This is a genomic window from Arthrobacter sp. TB 26, assembly GCF_000427315.1.
GTDB lineage: Bacteria > Actinomycetota > Actinomycetes > Actinomycetales > Micrococcaceae > Arthrobacter.
In genome coordinates this window covers 17,185-32,401 of record NZ_AUPJ01000308.1, presented here as the reverse complement: position 1 = coordinate 32,401, position 15,217 = coordinate 17,185, and the positions used below count along the sequence as shown (strand labels likewise).

At 65.3% G+C, this 15,217-nt stretch carries 14 protein-coding genes and 3 pseudogenes (1 of these 17 cut by a window edge); 4 read left to right on the top strand and 13 right to left on the bottom strand.

What is annotated here, in order from left to right; all coding sequences use genetic code 11:
- A pseudogene (locus K789_RS22915) lies at positions 1-196 on the bottom strand (recombinase family protein); it reaches 408 nt to the left of the window's first position.
- Between the two features lie 177 nt (positions 197-373).
- Positions 374-1,327: a LysR family transcriptional regulator gene (locus K789_RS0111315; protein WP_024366864.1), complete on the bottom strand. Its 954-nt coding sequence runs from the start codon at positions 1,325-1,327 to the stop codon at positions 374-376.
- A gap of 106 nt (positions 1,328-1,433) precedes the next feature.
- Between K789_RS0111315 and K789_RS0111310 the strand changes: the two genes are divergently transcribed.
- From K789_RS0111310 to K789_RS0111300, 3 genes are all read left to right on the top strand, one after another.
- Complete coding sequence (locus K789_RS0111310; RefSeq protein ID WP_024366863.1) at positions 1,434-2,621, top strand: TDT family transporter; 1,188 nt, start codon at positions 1,434-1,436, stop codon at positions 2,619-2,621.
- Between the two features lie 171 nt (positions 2,622-2,792).
- Positions 2,793-3,317 carry a DUF3105 domain-containing protein gene (locus K789_RS0111305; RefSeq protein ID WP_237739579.1) on the top strand — a complete coding sequence of 175 codons (525 nt, stop codon included), beginning with the start codon at positions 2,793-2,795 and terminating at the stop codon, positions 3,315-3,317.
- A gap of 318 nt (positions 3,318-3,635) precedes the next feature.
- Positions 3,636-4,250, top strand: a complete 615-nt coding sequence (locus K789_RS0111300; protein ID WP_024366861.1) for a recombinase family protein — start codon at positions 3,636-3,638, stop codon at positions 4,248-4,250.
- A 142-nt stretch (positions 4,251-4,392) separates the two neighbouring features.
- Here K789_RS0111300 and K789_RS22910 read toward each other — a convergent pair.
- Both K789_RS22910 and K789_RS0111290 read right to left on the bottom strand, forming a co-directional pair.
- Positions 4,393-4,834, bottom strand: a pseudogene (locus K789_RS22910) (IS30 family transposase); the annotation flags it as partial.
- Positions 4,835-4,849: 15 nt separating this feature from the next.
- Positions 4,850-7,327 (bottom strand): cation-translocating P-type ATPase, encoded by a 2,478-nt coding sequence (locus K789_RS0111290; protein WP_024366859.1) that lies wholly within the window; start codon positions 7,325-7,327, stop codon positions 4,850-4,852.
- Positions 7,328-7,473: 146 nt separating this feature from the next.
- On the opposite strand from K789_RS0111290, the pseudogene K789_RS26190 reads away from it, so the two are divergent.
- Positions 7,474-7,692: pseudogene (locus K789_RS26190) on the top strand (recombinase family protein); the annotation flags it as partial.
- A gap of 130 nt (positions 7,693-7,822) precedes the next feature.
- Here K789_RS26190 and K789_RS0111285 read toward each other — a convergent pair.
- The 9 genes from K789_RS0111285 to K789_RS22905 all read right to left on the bottom strand — a co-directional run bounded on the left by K789_RS0111285 (position 7,823) and on the right by K789_RS22905 (position 15,167).
- Positions 7,823-8,506, bottom strand: a complete 684-nt coding sequence (locus K789_RS0111285) for a hypothetical protein (RefSeq protein WP_024366858.1) — start codon at positions 8,504-8,506, stop codon at positions 7,823-7,825.
- Positions 8,507-8,526: 20 nt separating this feature from the next.
- Positions 8,527-8,853: a hypothetical protein gene (locus tag K789_RS25115; RefSeq protein WP_128081611.1), complete on the bottom strand. Its 327-nt coding sequence runs from the start codon at positions 8,851-8,853 to the stop codon at positions 8,527-8,529.
- Between the two features lie 271 nt (positions 8,854-9,124).
- Positions 9,125-9,892, bottom strand: a complete 768-nt coding sequence (locus tag K789_RS0111275; RefSeq protein WP_024366856.1) for a DedA family protein — start codon at positions 9,890-9,892, stop codon at positions 9,125-9,127.
- Between the two features lie 189 nt (positions 9,893-10,081).
- Positions 10,082-10,660: a hypothetical protein gene (locus K789_RS0111270; RefSeq protein WP_024366855.1), complete on the bottom strand. Its 579-nt coding sequence runs from the start codon at positions 10,658-10,660 to the stop codon at positions 10,082-10,084.
- A gap of 4 nt (positions 10,661-10,664) precedes the next feature.
- Positions 10,665-11,633 (bottom strand): ABC transporter permease, encoded by a 969-nt coding sequence (locus tag K789_RS0111265; RefSeq protein WP_024366854.1) that lies wholly within the window; start codon positions 11,631-11,633, stop codon positions 10,665-10,667.
- The gene (locus K789_RS0111260) at positions 11,626-12,528 is read right to left on the bottom strand and encodes an ABC transporter permease (RefSeq protein ID WP_024366853.1); all 903 of its coding nucleotides are present in this window, start codon (positions 12,526-12,528) and stop codon (positions 11,626-11,628) included. The genes K789_RS0111265 and K789_RS0111260 overlap by 8 nt, the downstream gene beginning before the upstream one ends.
- Entirely contained in the window at positions 12,525-13,262 is a 738-nt protein-coding gene (locus tag K789_RS0111255; RefSeq protein WP_024366852.1) for an ABC transporter ATP-binding protein, read from the bottom strand. The genes K789_RS0111260 and K789_RS0111255 overlap by 4 nt, the downstream gene beginning before the upstream one ends.
- 67 nt (positions 13,263-13,329) lie before the next feature.
- Positions 13,330-14,652, bottom strand: coding sequence for an alpha/beta hydrolase (locus tag K789_RS0111250; RefSeq protein ID WP_024366851.1), 1,323 nt, complete (start codon positions 14,650-14,652; stop codon positions 13,330-13,332).
- Between the two features lie 182 nt (positions 14,653-14,834).
- Positions 14,835-15,167, bottom strand: a complete 333-nt coding sequence (locus tag K789_RS22905) for a hypothetical protein (RefSeq protein ID WP_024366850.1) — start codon at positions 15,165-15,167, stop codon at positions 14,835-14,837.
- Positions 15,168-15,217 lie beyond the last annotated feature (50 nt).

The window sequence follows — 15,217 nt, the reverse complement described above, 5'->3', positions numbered from 1 at the left end:
CCAGCCGCCACACAACCAAAGTGTCCCCGGGCCGTAGCTGATCCAGAACCTTGGTCAGTTCCGGCCGGGACTCCAGAGACCCGGAAGCCGTGTCCGTGAAGATGCGGTAGCAGCCGGCCGCCTTCAACGCGTCCTGCTGCAGAGCCGCGTCTTGGTCCCCGGTCGATACCCGGGCATAGCCCAACAGATGTCCCATGCGCCCAAATGTACCAATACCCGTCAACCAGCAGAAGAACCGGCACATAGAATCCGGCACTGGGTTCCGCTACAAAATTCGGGGGTGCATCGAATCTCTTCATTGAGTCGGCTGGTTTGTAGCAGATACGGTCGTTTTAGGCAGCCCAACCTCCCTACTTCGCGAAGTCGCCTGGTTTCATGACTTACGGCGGGTGCCGGCTCCCGGGACAGCTCTGGCGGCGATGGCTGCCAGGTCACGGGCCGGTCCGGGCGGTGGTGTGGGGCCGGTCTGCCAAAGGGCGGTCAGGGTGCGGCGCAGGGGTAGCCCGCGGACGGGAACGGCGATGAGCCGTTGCAGGGCGAGGTCGTCGCGGACGGCCAGTGCGCTGAGTACTCCGGGGGCCGTGCCGGCTGCGATGGCGGAGCGGACGGCCGCCGTCGTGGAGAGTTCCACCAGCGGATCTGCCAGGGGCGGGGCCCCTGCGGCGGTGAGCAGGTGCTCGAGGGCGTCCCGGGTGCCGCTGCCGTGTTCCCTGGTGACCAGCGCGGTTGCTGCCAGTTCGGCTGCTGTGACGGGGGTCCGGCGCCGGGCCCAGGGGTGCTCCGGGGCGACGACCAGGACCATGTCATCGTTCTGTACCGCCGCTGCGCTCAGGTCCGGGGGGAGGTGCGGGCTTTCGATGAAGCCGATGGCTGCCTGTCCGGATCGGACCAGGGCTACGGTGGCTTCACTGTTGTTCACCGTCAACTCCACGACGGTGGGGACGAGTCCGAGGCTCTCCTGCTGGCGGCGCAGCGCGACCAGCCAGAGCGGCAGCAGGTGTTCGGCGATGGTCTGGCTGGCCGCGACCTTCAGTTGCCGGGCGGTGTCGGATCGGAGCGAGGCGATTCCGGCGTCCAGGCGTTCCGCGGCTGCGAGGACCTCCGCCGCCCACCCTGCGACCAGTGCACCTGATTCTGTCAGGGTGGATCCCCGCGGTGTCCGGGTCAGCAGGGCGGATCCGATCTGGGACTCCAGGGAACGCATCCGGGAGGAGACAGCCTGCTGGGACAGTCCAAGGCGTTTCCCGGCGGCGGAGAGGGATCCCAGATCATGGACCGCGGCGAGCATTTCCAGGGCGGAGAGATCCGGTATCCGGGGGCTGAGCATCGGGGAATCTCCTTCAGAAACGTCACATGTGATACAAGTCCGGCTTGTACCCTGACAAGTGTATGCCCCCTACTGCGGCAGGTCCCGGTCCGGGAGCATGGAAGGTATGGAATCTCTGCTGCTGACCGCCGACGAACACCACTCCACACCACCGGCACAGACCCATGGTCGCCGTACTGGGGGCCGGCGCGTCCTGCGCCGTCTGGATAGGTCCTCGGAGCTGTTCGCGAACCTGACCCCGAACTGGTTCGCCTCCATCATGGGTACCGGGATCGTCGCGACCGCGGCCGCGACGCTGCCCCTGCAGTTTCCCGGCCTGCGCACTGGCGCCACCGTCGTCTGGGCTCTGGCGTCCCTGCTGCTGATCCTGCTGAGTGCCGCGACCGGGGTGCACTGGATCCGGCACCGGGAAACCGCCCGAAGCCACCACGGCCATCCGGTGATGGCGCACTTCTACGGCGCACCGCCCATGGCGTTGCTCACCGTCGGCGCCGGTACCCTGCTGCTGGGCAAAGACGTCCTGGGCGAACAGCTGGCACTCGGCATCGATGCGGTGCTGTGGATCGCCGGGACCCTTCTGGGGCTGGCCAGCGCCGTCGCTGTCCCGTACCTGCAGTTCACCCGGCATCAGGTCACACAGGACAGTGCGTTCGGCGGCTGGCTTATGCCCGTCGTCCCGCCCATGGTTTCGGCTTCCACCGGGGCCCTGCTGCTGCCCTACGTCCCGGCCGGGCAAGCACGCCTGACCCTGCTGATGGGCTGCTACGCGATGTTCGGACTGAGCCTGCTGGCCTCCATCATCATCACCACACTGATCTGGAACCGCCTCGCCGGGCACAAGATCGGGGCCGCCGCGGCAGTGCCCACCTTGTGGATCGTGCTGGGCCCGCTGGGCCAGTCCATCACCGCCGCGAACCTCCTGGGCGGGAACGCCCACCTCGCCGTGTCCGGGACCCTGGCCCGGGCGATGGAAGCCTTCGGCGTCTTGTACGGGGTGCCGGTTCTGGGCTTCGCGCTCATGTGGGCCGCCCTCGCAACCGCCATCACGATCCGCACCGCCCGTCGGGGCCTGCCGTTCTCCCTGACCTGGTGGTCCTTCACCTTCCCCATCGGAACCTGCGTCACCGGCCTGACCGGCCTCGCCGCCCACACCCACCTCGCCGTGTTCGACGCAATGGCCGTCGCAGGCTACACCCTGCTGGTCGCCGCGTGGATCATCGTCGCCGCGCGGACCTTCCACGGCAGCATCCTCGAAGGCACCCTCTTCCAGAAGCCTGCCACGACCGCACCGTAGGCGGGCCGCAGCGGACCAGCAACCCGTCACGCAAACAAGCAACCGTTAACAGCGCCCGAAGGTGGCCTCATGAAACCCCGGTCAACACCCGGTTCACAGCAACGCTCACCCACCAACACAAAAGGGTCCAGGTCGCCCGCCCGATTGCAGCGGCCATTGATCGCCGTCGGCGTGCCACTCCTCCTCGCAGCCGGCGCGCTCACCTACGGGCTCACCGCAAACGGCAGCGGTCAACCGACCCCGTCAGCAGAGAAGGGCCCGACCGTGATCGAAGGAGTCATCAGCTATGCCGGCCTGAGCAGGAACCACGTCCAGACCGCGGCGACCTATCCGCAACGTCCCGGCGTCGGCGGAGACCACTCACCGGTGTGGACGAACTGCGGAGCCTACGACCGGCCCGTGCAGGAAACCCGGGCAGTGCACTCCCTTGAACACGGTGCCGTCTGGATCAGCTACCAACCCGGGCTTCCCGCCGATGACATCGCCAAACTCGCCCGGCTTGCAACCAACCAGAGCCACGTGTTGGTCAGTCCCTTTCCCGGACAGGGATCCCTCATCGAAGCAACCGCCTGGGGAAAACAACTAAGCGTCACAGACCCGGCAGATCCGCGGCTGTTCGCATTCATCAAAGCATTTCAGCAGGGTCCGCAGACACCCGAACCCGGCGAGACCTGCAGCGGCGGAGTCAACGGATAAATCAGGAGACATACCGCCGCTCGACCGGTCAGCCCCCAATGCGCGCTGTCCCATGAACTGCCGCTCACCCGTTGATGGCTCCCTGGCGGGACGACAAACCGCCAATCTAAACTGCGATTTAACCGCCAACTCCGACTAAAAGTCACACCCTTTAGGCATGTTCTGGGGGCGGCGACTTTCGTGTCACGCAATCTCCGTCGCGGTCGCGTCTACAATACGTAGATAAGATGACGGGTAAAGTGACATAGACGCCGACTTCCGTGGATTGGGGGAGTGGTGTCATTTTAACGAACGTATAAATGACAAGGGGGTCGAAGCATGCTGGTCGGGTATATGCGCGTCTCGAAGGCCGACGGGTCCCAGACGACGGACATGCAGCGCGACGCGCTCCTGGCCGCCGGCATCGGCCCCGAATCCCTCTATGAGGAGAGGGCCTCGGGAAAGAAGGATGACCGGCCCCAGCTGGCCGCTTGCCTCAAAGCCCTGCGCCACGGCGACATTCTTATGGTCTGGAAGCTCGACCGGCTCGGCCGGGACCTCCGCCATCTGGTCAACATCGTCCACGACCTCACCGAACGCGGCATCGGCCTCAAAGTCCTCACCGGGCAGGGTGCCGCCATCGACACCACGACGGCCTCCGGGAAGCTGGTCTTCGGAATCTTCGCCGCCCTCGCCGAGTTCGAACGCGAGCTGATCTCCGAACGCACTCTCGCCGGCCTTGCCTCCGCCCGCGCCCGCGGCCGCAATGGCGGACGTCCCTATAAGATGACGCCCGCCAAGCTCCGGCTCGCCATGGCCTCCATGGGAAAGCCCGGAACCAAGGTCGGCGACCTCTGTATCGAGCTCGGCATCACACGACAAACCCTCTACCGGCACGTCTCACCCGCCGGGGAACTGCGCCCGGACGGTGCCAAGCTGTTGGCCGAAGCCTAGACCGAATCCGCTTAGGCGTCACCGTCTCTCACGGGTGCAAGAACTTTGGGCATTGGCCAGAGGGAACGCTGCTGCGACGATGGCATGGAGAACAGGCCGGCGGTTTCGAGGGTTGATACAACACCCGAGGGCAATTGGCTATCAGTAAACCGCGCAGACGCTCCGCGGGGGTATCCCATCCAAGGGTCTCTCGTGGTCGTCCTTGGAGTTCCTGGGCGATGTGCTCCTTATCCTCGGGTTCGTAAGGCGTTCGGGGCGGTGCCTTTGGGGAAGTGTTGTCGCAGCAAGCCGTTGGTGTTCTCGTTGGATCCGCGCTGCCGGGGGCTGGCGGGGTCGCAGAAGTACACTTCCATGTCCGTGGCGATGCCGATTGACGTGTGTAGGGCCATTTCCGCACCCTGGTCCCAGGTCAGGGATCCGCGCAGATGTTGCGGCAGCGTGGCCATTGTCTTGATGAGCCCGTCCCGCATGGATTCGGTGGTGTGGTCTGTGGGCAGGTGCACGAGCATCACGTAGCGCGTGGTGTGTTCCACAAGCGTTGCGATCGCCGACTGGTTGTAGGCTCCGGTAATCAAATCATCTTCTTTGCGGTGTTGTCCCTAAATAGTGGACACAGGGTCCGCGTTGAGCCGGCGGTGGTGGAACCGGAACAGGAGTTCGATGGCCAGGACCCCAGTGAGGGCGACGAGCACCGATGTCGCCAGGTGTTCTCGCCCAAGCTCGGTGAACTCGAAGAAATCCCGAAGTGGAGGCACCGTCAGGACGAGCGCCAACGCGGCATACATGACACCAATGATCAGGACCCGCCAGTGGTTCAGTGGCCGCGAGAGAACGACCAACACCCATAATGCGCACAGCGTCAGGACAAGCACGGAACCGGTCCGTGCCGCGGCGCCGGTGTCCGAAACCTTTATGAGGGAATATGCGTTGATGGTGAGGATGGCGAGGGCGATGATGAGCCCGGCCGGGACGGCGAAGGACAGCGAGCGTTTCAGGAATCCTGCCCGGTAGCGGCGGGCGTTCGGCATCAGTGCCAGGAAGAAGGCAGGGATTCCTATGGTGATGCCGTCCGTGACAGATAACTGGCGGGGCAGGAACGGGAACCCCCAGAGCAGTGCGCCGAACATTACCGAGAGGATGACCGCGTAGGCCGTTTTGGCCAGGAACAGCATGGAGACGCGCTCGATGTTGGCGATGACGCGGCGGCCTTCCGCGACGACGCCCGGGAGCCTGTCGAACCGGCCGTCCAGTAATACCAGCCGCGACACGGCTTTGGTCGCGGCCGCAGCCGTATCCATGGCGATGCCGATGTCGGCTTCCTTCAGTGCCAGGGCGTCGTTGACGCCGTCACCGGTCATGGCCACGACGTGCCCGCGCCTTTGCAATGCCCGGACCATGTCCTTCTTCTGGGCGGGGGTGACCCGGCCGAACACGTTATGGTGTTCCATCACATCAGCCAGCTCCTCGGGGTCTTCGGGCAGTTGACGGGCGTCGAAGCCGCCATTGGTGTCTACACCGACCTCCCGCGCGACCGCTGCGACGGTACGGGGATCGTCCCCGGAGATGATCCTCACTCCGACGCCCTGATCCCTGAAATAGGACAGGGTCTGTGCTGCGTCCGGACGGACTTTTTCACGAAAGGTCAGAAGAACGGCGGGAGCCAGGGCGGCGGGGAGCTCCGCTTCGTGCTCGCCTCGGGCGATGGGTGTCCCGGGCGTGTGGGCAAGAACCAGTGTTCGCAGACCTGTGGTGGCGAGTCGGGCCGCTATTTCGAGTGCTTGGCCGGCGCCGTTGGTCCTTGGGTCAAGGACCACCTCCGGGGCTCCCAACAGCCATGTGCCGGCGAGGGGGCTGCCGGCGGGGAAGCTGACCGCACTCCACTTCCTTGCGGAGGAAAACGGCACTGCGGACAGCGGGCGGAGCGCGCCGTCGTCCGGAAAGGCGCCGGCGAGACACCGGGCGGTGGCGTTGGCATTCGGGTCTGCGCCGAACCAGCCCAGGACCTGCTGCCACCCTGCGGGCGGTTCGGTGCCCGACTTATGGGTGGCGTCGAAAACGATCCGGCCCACGGTGAGGGTACCTGTCTTATCCAGGCACAGCACGTCGACCCGGGCGAGGCCCTCCACCGCGGCCAGTTCCTGAATGAGCACTTTTTGACGCGCCAGCCGGACGGCGCCCACGGCGAAAGCGATACTTGTCATGAGGACCAGGCCCAGCGGAATCATGGCGATGACGCTCGCCACTGCACCGACTGCCCCGGTTTTCCAGCTTCCGGTGGCGATGGCGTGCTGCCATCCACCCTGTCCCTGCATCTGTGAGTTGAGGACGATGGCCATAATGGGCAGCAGTGCCAGGGTGATCCATCGAAGGATCCGGTTGAGCCCCTGGCGGATCTCTGAATGGACCAGGGTGAAGCGTTTGGCCTCGGCCGTCAGACGGCTCGCGAAGGACGCCGCACCCACCTGCGTGACCGATGCCCTGCCCTGGCCGCTGATGATGCTGGAGCCGGACAGCACTTCGGCGCCGGCGCCCTTTTCCACGGGGTCTGATTCGCCGGTGAGTAGGGACTCATCGACTTCCAGAGCCTCCGCGTCCAGCACCACCGCATCCGCCGGGACCTGATCGCCGGCTCTGAGGACCAGGATATCGTCCTGAACAACGTCTTCAACGGCGATCTCCTGAACCATGCCGTCCCGCAATACGCGTGCTCTCGGGGAGTTGAGAACGGCAAGTCGATCCAAAGATTTCTTCGCCCTGTATTCCTGTACGACACCGATCAGGGCGTTACTGACGGCCGCGAATCCGAACAACGCGTCCCGCCACTGACCCAGCAGCAGGAGCAATACGAAGCTGCCAGCGACAATGGCGTTGAAAAGGGTCAGGACGTTGGCCCTGAAAATATCCCACAGGCTCCGGCTGGACCGATCGGGCACAACATTGGTCAGACCGGCCTTGACCCGCCCAGCAACCTCTGGCGCAGAAAGCCCCGTTCTCTCGGGCGTATCCGCAGAGCGGACAACTGCCTGCCCCTGCCCCTTCGGATCAATCGCAGCGGTCGTGGATCTTTGGAGAATCATTTTGGCCTCTCTGTATCCGGGGTTCCGGCTATCCCGGCACATGCAGAGATGGGCCATTAGACGCTGTGATTGTGAGCTAGCTTGTGCGATCCCGAGGCCCGTAGCGGCAGACGCGATTCAGTAATCATGCTGGCCCACCGTACCCTCTCGCCAGTCTCGCCTCTGCCCGTGCCCGGAACGGCGGACGCCCCTACAAAATGACGCCAGCGAAACTCCGTCTCGCACTGGCGTCCATGGGAAAACCTGAAACCAAAATAAGCGACCTCTGCACCGAACTCGGCATCACCCGCCAAGCTCTCTACCGGCACGTCTCACCTACCGGGGAACTGAGGCCCGAGGGCTTGAAACTGATTTTTGGGCGCTAGGTATCGTGAACGGCTAAATGGCTGGTGCTGATATTCCGGTCTTCCCCGTCTACGTTTTCCGACCGGTCCGAGCCGGTGATTTGTCGTAGGTCAGCGTCGGGTCGTGTGGATCGTGGCCTTCTTGCGCCCCTTAGCGGGTTCCCGTTACCCATGTCGCGGTGCCGTCGGGCCGGTAGATGACCACGTTTCCGTCATCTTGAATGATGAGCCGGCTCCCGGGATTGTTGTCTGTTTGGCTGTCCCACACATATTCCTCGTCCGGTCCGTAGAGCACGAGGTTCCCGTCGGCCTGCATGATGCACACCCCGGCCGGGCGGCCGTCGGTCTGGGAATCCCACAGGGGCCCGTCCGGTCCGTAGAGCACCAGGTTCCCGTCCGCCTGATACATCAACCCGTAAAGACCGTTCGCGGAGCGGACCGCATCTCTGGGGTTGAGCACTGCGCCGGACTGTATTACATCGCCATGGACAGCGTTGCCGGCCGGTACGGATGTCTCCGTCGCCCATGCCGCGGTGCCCTCGGGCCGGTAGATGACCACGTTTCCGTCATCTTGAATGATGAGCCGGCTCCCGGGATTGTTGTCTGTTTGGCTGTCCCACACATATTCCTCGTCCGGTCCGTAGAGCACGAGGTTCCCGTCGGCCTGCATGATGCACACCCCGGCCGGGCGGCCGTCGGTCTGGGAATCCCACAGGGGCCCGTCCGGTCCGTAGAGCACCAGGTTCCCGTCCGCCTGATACATCAACCCGTAAAGACCGTTCGCGGACGTTAACGTGTCGCCAGGGTGAAGAGCCGTTTCGGGCTGCAGTGTCATGACTGCTCCTTCTTTGTTTGTCATCGATAAGTAACGTCGAACCGTGGCCGGCTTATCAGTTCCGCGGCCATTCCGGGATGTTCCCCGGGGGTAGGGCACGGAGTTCGGGCCAGCCCCCGGGTCAGGATCAGGTGTTCCCGGAGTACGGCGACGTGGTCATCCGGGTGGACAGCGAGCAGGCTGCGCAGGCGGCCCCTGACCCGTGCGGCTCGCGGGTCGGTCTCGGCCAGTACCGTTTGGATGATGTCCCGGGCCTGGTTTTCCAGCGACATGGCTGCGCCGTTTCCAGGTCCTCCGGCGCGGGGATCCGCACCGGTTACGGGAACGCGGGGCTCTTCAAAGTGCATTGGCTCGTTCCTTTCTTCGGAATGTTCGCTTCCGGATCCTGCGGGCAACTCTCTGATCCGTTGCAACCGGGCAGTTGCCGGACCCTGTATGGCGACAAATCGCCGTGGGGGTGCGGGCTGGTGCCTGTCGCGGATGGGCGGGCGTCCTCTCGTGTGTGAGTGCCCGGTTTGGGCCGGCACCGGCCGTTTCCGGCAGCCGGTTGAGGGTCTTCCTGATGGCTCCGGTGCCGCTGATGCGGTGCCTGTAGCCGGTCTGTGAATTTAGTTGATTTCATTCCGGTCTCCTTGCCGGCTTGCAACGGACGTTGATCTCCGGTCCCAGGGAGGGGCCGGTCAAGACGGATGCAATGTCGTTCCCGCCGTGGCTGGTTCCCAAGGGCACCCGGTGGCCGGAGGTGTTGTTCTGGAGTGCCGGCGCAGCCGGGTCATGTCCGGTTCGGGCTTTGATCTTTTTTCGGACGTACCACGCGGCCGCGGCGGCGGTGAGGACGGCCAGCAGCGCGATGGTTGCTGCGGGGCCGAAAGTTTTGGCGGCCGTGAGGTAGGCGTTTCCGGCGAAGTATCCGGCCAGGACCACCGCAGCCCCCCAGATGGCGCCGCCGGCGATGTTAAAGGTCAGGAACCGGCGGTAGGGCATGTGGGAGAGCCCGGCAAGGGCGGGCATGACGGCGCGGAAGAAGGCGGTGAACCGTCCCAGGAACACAGCGGATCCTCCCTTGCGGGCCAGCAGGTCCCGTGCGCGGTCCAGCTGGGACCGGCGTTTTTGGAGTAAAGAGATTTCCAGGATCCGGGAACCGAAATGGCGTCCGATCTGGTATCCGACGGTGTCCCCGGCGATAGCGGCGGCGACGACGAGGACCAGGACCAGCCAGAGCTGGAGATGGTTCTGACTGGCCAGGACCCCGCCGAGGACGGCTGCGGTTTCGCCGGGCAGGATGAAACCGATGAACAGGGCGTCTTCGGCGAAGACCAGCGCGCCGATGATCAGGTAGGCGGGAAGGGGCCCGGCGTTGCGGACGGCGTCGATGATCCAGGTCATGACGTGACCTTCTGCTGCCGGTCCGCCGGGCGCCCTGATCCAGTAGCGGCAGTCAGGCCCGGGCTAGTAGGGATCTGCATGATGGTGCCTCCTGCGGGTTCGTATCGGTACTACCAGCATGCGTGGTGGGGCCTGAGGGAATCCTGAGACGTGTTCCTGGACCGGTGCGTGGCCCCGGAGGGTGCCCGTTTAGTCGATTTTTTCGCCGGTGCCTTTGGCTTTCGTGGCGGTCGCGGTAGCGGGAGCGAGCCCGGGTGCGGCGGCTTCGACGCTGATTTTTACTTCGTTGGTTGAGGTGCGGTAGAGGCTGTATTTGTTTTCCGGGTAGTGCCCGGGTCCGGTGCCGTTGTCGAAATACACTGTGGCGGAGGTATCCGGTGCCAGGGTCAGTCCGTCGAGTTTCTGGTAGTAGGACTCCATCTGTCCGGTGCCAGCATCCTTCATGGTGTAGTACACCTCCAGGCCGCCAAGCGGCGCGGCGGTGGAGTTGCTCAGGGTGAATTGAAGCCGGTCCGGAACTGCTGCGTTGGTCTGCGGGTCGGTGTTGTCTTCGGCCTTGGCCTTGCTGATGGTCAGTCCGGGGGCGGTCCCGGTAGCGGTGATGGGGTTTTTCGTGACGGGAAGCACGGTGGCCGCCGGGGCCGTTGAGGAGGTCCCGGGGGCGGGGGCGCCGGCGCCGGAGGTCCCCTGCCAGATCAGGATCGCGGCCAGGGCGGCGATGACGACCAGCGCCAGGGGGAGAATCTTCTTAAGGGTGAGCGTCTTCATGTTCTTAGGCCTTTCGGAGGAGTTTGTCCCTGGTGCCGGCCAGGAGCGCGGCGGCCGCTGCTGCGGCGAATCCGGCGAGGAGCCAGAGGGTGTGGTTGAAGGTCCCTGCCCACACAAATGCCGGGGACTGTTGGTTGTATTGGTCCTTGATGCCTAGCCAGGCGAACAGGGGACGTTCGTATTGCTTGGTCAGGGAGGTCTGTTCGATGAGGTCCCGGGATGTTTCGTAGCCGGTGAAGTTGGCCATGACGGCGTGTTCGTGGGCTTTGTCGATCTGGAGGCTCGCGAACAGGCCTCCGGGGATCTGGTTGTCCGGGTCCATGGTGTCGCCGATCTGCGGGATGACCAGGACCACGACGAGCCATAGGACCAGGGCCAGGACCAGCCCGGTGGCCGGGGAGCGGGTGAGGGCGGCCAGGGCCAGCGCTGCGAGCGACCACAGGGTGAGATAGATGGTGGTGTGCGCTGCGGCGATGATCAACCGGATGAAGTCTGTTCCTGTCAGGGGGGCGTTGCCGGCGATCAGCAGGGTCGCGGTGATGACGGCGAAGAGGGCTGCGGTGACGGCGGTCCAGATGACGAGGGCGGCCAGAATTTTTCCGGCGGCGAAGCTGTGCCGGCCCAGCGGTCGGGTGAAGAGTAGTTCCAGGGTCCCGTTGTTCTTTTCCTTGGCGATCAGCCCGTAACCGAGGATCACGGCGAAGAGGCTCCCGACGATTTCCAGGTACTCCATGCCCGCCCGGAGCATCTGTAGCGGGAAGAGATCCGGCGGGGGGGCATTGACGGCACCGCCGGAGGCTTTGAGGGCGGCAAGGTAGCTGGTGTAGTCGGCAGTTTTGGTCCGGAAGTCTGCGGCCGCTACCAGGACGGAGAGCACGACGACAACGGCCAGGAAGGCGATGAGCAGCCGCACGGAGCGGTTGCAGGAGAGGTCCCGGAGTTCTTTGCCGCAGAGCGTGATGAGGCTAGTCATGAAGTTCCTTTCGCATACTGGTCCGTCCGGTCAGGACGACCGCGCTGATACCGGCCGCGAGGAAGACCAGGATCACCGTGATCCCGCCGGTCATGGTGCCGGTGGCCTGGGGGTCCTTCAGCAGGATTGCAGCGACGTGTTTGAATTGCTCCCCGAGGGACAAGGGGCCGGTGAGGGATCGGGTGAGTGCGAAGATCCCGGTCTGCGGGGCCGCGGGCGGTGTCACGGGGTTCAGCAGCGAGACGGGGTGCGCGGCGGTACCGAGCAGCGGCAACACAAAGATGATGACGCTCCAGATCACGATGGGGACCAGAAGGGCAGTGGTGTAGCTGGATGCGTGGAGCCCGCTCAGGGTACCCAGTGCCACGAAAAAGAGCAGGAAGAGCCACGCCACGCCAAAGAGTGCGAGGAGCCGGAGCAACTGATCGGGTGCGGGGATGCTTCCGGTGACCGCACTGATGCAGAGAACACTGATCAGGGCCGAGGCCCCCAGCACGGCCAGGAGCCCCAGGCCGATGCCGGTCATTTTTGCGCCCAGATAGCCGGCCGGGGACAGGCACCGGGTCAGGACCAGATCGATCGTTCGGGCACGCCGGTCCCGCATCGCAGACTGGACACCGATCACAATGGCCAGCAGGGCCCCGATCAGGAGGATGTAGATGACGGTATTGCGGGCGTAGTAGAGGGGCGGGACGTTCCCGAACGGATTAGCAGCGTTCGTCAGCCCCTGGCCGGCCGCTGAGTTGTAGACCTCGGTGACGGTTGCCTTCGCGGCCGAGCCGATGAACGCCGAGGCGGCGCTCATGCCGATAAAGATCATCAGGAGCAGCTGGGGCAGGCGTTCACGGCCGGCGCTGCGCAGTTCATGCCCGACGGTGGCAGCCCAGGGACTCATGACGGGGTGCCTGCTTCGATGTGGAGGTAAATGTCTTCCAGCGACGCCTGGTCCGGGAACGCCCCCAGCGTGGCCGCGACGGAGTTCTGGTAGATCAGCCGCCCTGAACTAAGGATCCCGATGCTGGTGCACGTCTTCGTCACCTCGGCCAGGAGGTGGGTATTCATGAACACCGTCATCCCCAGCGACTGGTTGAGACTGATGATGATCTCCCGTAGTTTGGCCACCCCCTGCGGGTCCAGCCCGGAGGTCGGTTCGTCCAGGAACAGCACCGCCGGTTCGTGCAGGATGGCCTGGGCGATCCCGGCCCGTTGACGCATCCCTTTACTGAACGTGGACATCTTCTCCTGGCCGTGGCCTGTGAAGTCCACGGCCTCCAGTGCCGCCGCGATCCGGGCGGCGGGATCCGGAACCCCTGAGAGCCGGGCGAAGAACGTCAAGTTCTCCGTCAGCGTGAGGTTGTCGTAGAAGTGGACATTTTCCGGCAGGTATCCGATCGACCGGCGCACCCGGTCAGCGCCGGTGGTGACGTCGTGGCCCGCTATCCGTGCTGTGCCGGATGAGGCCGGAAGCAGCGTGGTCAGGATGTTCACGGTGGTGGTTTTTCCCGCCCCGTTGTGTCCGAGCAGGCCGAAGATCTCACCGCGGGGAACCTCGAGGCTCAGGGCCTCAAGGGCTTGTTTTGATCCGTAAGTCTTAGCCAGTGCGCTGGTTTCGATTGCCATATCCGTCATGCTTAGCAACCTATTCTGCCGCCGGTAAGAGAAACCTGAGGATGCGCGGAGCTGCTGATGCCGGGCATCAGCGGCTCAATCCCAGCGCGGGCGCCAGCCAGGCCATGGCCGGGGCCAGAGTCTGCCGCGGTACCTCCCAGGAGTGTCCCTGACCGGTCACCAGGGCGGTCTTGACGTCCATACCGGCCTTGGCCGCCGCGTCAGCGACCAGGGCCTGGTAGCCAGAGAACGTCCCGTCCTGCGCCCCGGCGGCAAGGTAAATCCTGCTGTGGGTGTAGTGCCGGGCCGCCAGCACCTGCAGGGGCACCACCGCGTCAAAGGCGGCCGTGTCGCCGCCGAACGCCTGCCCGACGGTCGCGGCCCGGTCCGGACCCAGGGCCGGTTCCGCTTCGCCGCTGAGGTCGATCGCTGACGGGTAGACATCCGCATGCAGGGACGCCATCTGCAGGGCGCAGGTCCCGCCAAACGAGAAGCCGCCGATCGCCCACCGGGCCGGGTCAGGATCCACCCTCAGAGTGGCCTTGATCCACGCCGGGACATCGGTCGAGAGGTAAGTGTCGGCCTTAGCGATCCGGGAATCCATGCACATGGTGTTTCCCGTAGCCGAGCCGTTGACATCGGGTATGACCACGACGGGCGCGAGCCCGTCGTGTGTTGCGGCGAAAGCATCCATGGCGGTTTTGACCCCGCCGGCGGTGATCCAGTCGGCCGGCGAGCCGGGCTGGCCTGCGACCAGGACCAGGACAGGCAGCGCCGGCCGGGGTCCGGCCTGGTAAGCCGGCGGGAGGTAAACATAGGCATTGCCGGCGGCGAAGCCGGACACCGCACCCGGGATCTGCACCGAGTTTATCGTCCCGGCCGCAGGGAGTCCCGCGGGTTTCACCCACGTCCCCGCCAACGGCCCCGCCTTCGGGCCGGGCGCTGGCTGGAGCGCGGTCTGGGGCCCCACTCGGGCGCCTTCCGGAAGCGTCTGGATGGCTGCGGTACTGGCCCCGGTCAGGTCCCCGAGAGTCCGGTAGGCGCCGAAGTAGGCATTCACCTGCAACGCGGCACCCAGAATCAGCACCGCCATGGCCACCGGTGCCAGTGCTCTGCGGCGCCAGCCGGTTCCGGCCAGGTTCAAACCCGCCAACAGCATAGCCAGGCACGCGATGCCGATCCACGCAGTAACGGGCCACGGCAGCTCCTGGGCTGATACGGCGGCCACGTGGACCAGAAACCAGCCTGTCCCCAATGCCAGCAGGGCCGCGGCGGCGACCGCCGCGGCTATCTTCATCCACCAACTCCGCCCGCGGCGGAGCAGGAGGAACAGTGCCGCCGCCACTGCCGCGGCGCCGACGATGACCGGAACGCCCCCGGTGAGCAGATCCAATCCGGTCAGGGTGCTCATATCGTGGTCGCCCTTCGTTCTGCCGGGACACCCCGGACGCCGATGATGGCGCCGGTGTTGTTGCCGGACGCCGGAGGACCCGCGAAGCGGGGGGTGCTTCGCGGGTCCTGGTATGCCGGCGGCGCGGGCTGGGGTCCGTGCCGCCGGCTGGCTTCTTCCCTGGGCGGGCGCCGCGGGCAGTGTTACGGGGATCCGGGGGCGTCGCCGGGATCGGTGTGCTCACCGGTCTGTTCGACGTTCGGACCGGTGTCACCGGGGGCTTCCGGGGCGTCTGCCTTTTCGGTGCCCTCGACGGCACCCGGGGCATCCGCGGTGTCACCGGCTGTGGGGGTTTCGGCGGCGCCCGGGGCATCCGCGGTGTCACCGGGTGTGGGGGTGTCTGCGGTGACGGACTGGGTGGTCGTGGGTGACGGCGGTGCCGCATTTGCGGCCCCGAGACCCAACCCTGCCATGCCGAGGACTCCTGCACTGACGATGACGATTTTTGTCCTGGTTTTCAGGTCTTTGACGTTCATGTCCGGATCCTTTCCTGGCGGACTGTGGGTCCGCCGGCGCCTCCCGGTGC